General features: G+C 52.5%; 1 rRNA gene. It reads right to left on the bottom strand.

Annotated elements, in window-relative coordinates:
* Positions 1 to 961 (bottom strand): 23S ribosomal RNA (locus tag A3712_RS19710); the annotation flags it as partial.

Below are 961 nucleotides of genomic sequence, written 5' to 3'. Positions count from 1 at the left end.
GTCTGCTCCATCCGCAAGGGACTTCACTGATAAGAGCGTACCTTCTCCCGAAGTTACGGTACCATTTTGCCTAGTTCCTTCACCCGAGTTCTCTCAAGCGCCTTGGTATTCTCTACCCGACCACCTGTGTCGGTTTGGGGTACGATTCCTTACAATCTGAAGCTTAGAGGCTTTTCCTGGAAGCATGGCATCAATGACTTCACTACCGTAGTAGCTCGACATCGTATCTCAGCGTTATGAAGAACCGGATTTACCTAATTTTTCCGCCTACGTACTTGAACCTGGACAACCGTCGCCAGGCCCACCTAGCCTTCTCCGTCCCCCCATCGCAATTGTAAGAAGTACGGGAATATTAACCCGTTTCCCATCGACTACGCCTTTCGGCCTCGCCTTAGGGGTCGACTTACCCTGCCCCGATTAACGTTGGACAGGAACCCTTGGTCTTCCGGCGAGGGAGTTTTTCACTCCCTTTATCGTTACTCATGTCAGCATTCGCACTTCTGATACCTCCAGCAGCCCTTACAGGCCACCTTCAACGGCTTACAGAACGCTCCCCTACCCCACGCACATAGTGCGTAGCCGCAGCTTCGGTGTATAGCTTAGCCCCGTTACATCTTCCGCGCAGGCCGACTCGACCAGTGAGCTATTACGCTTTCTTTAAATGATGGCTGCTTCTAAGCCAACATCCTGGCTGTCTGAGCCTTCCCACATCGTTTCCCACTTAGCTATACTTTGGGACCTTAGCTGGCGGTCTGGGTTGTTTCCCTCTCCACGACGGACGTTAGCACCCGCCGTGTGTCTCCCGGATAGTACTTACTGGTATTCGGAGTTTGCAAAGGGTTGGTAAGTCGGGATGACCCCCTAGCCTTAACAGTGCTCTACCCCCAGTAGTATTCGTCCGAGGCGCTACCTAAATAGCTTTCGGGGAGAACCAGCTATCTCCAGGTTTGATTGGCCTTTC

It is taken from the genome of Vibrio sp. HI00D65, assembly GCF_001635455.1.
Taxonomy (GTDB): domain Bacteria; phylum Pseudomonadota; class Gammaproteobacteria; order Enterobacterales; family Vibrionaceae; genus Vibrio.
This window is presented reverse-complemented; position numbering and strand designations above follow the sequence as displayed.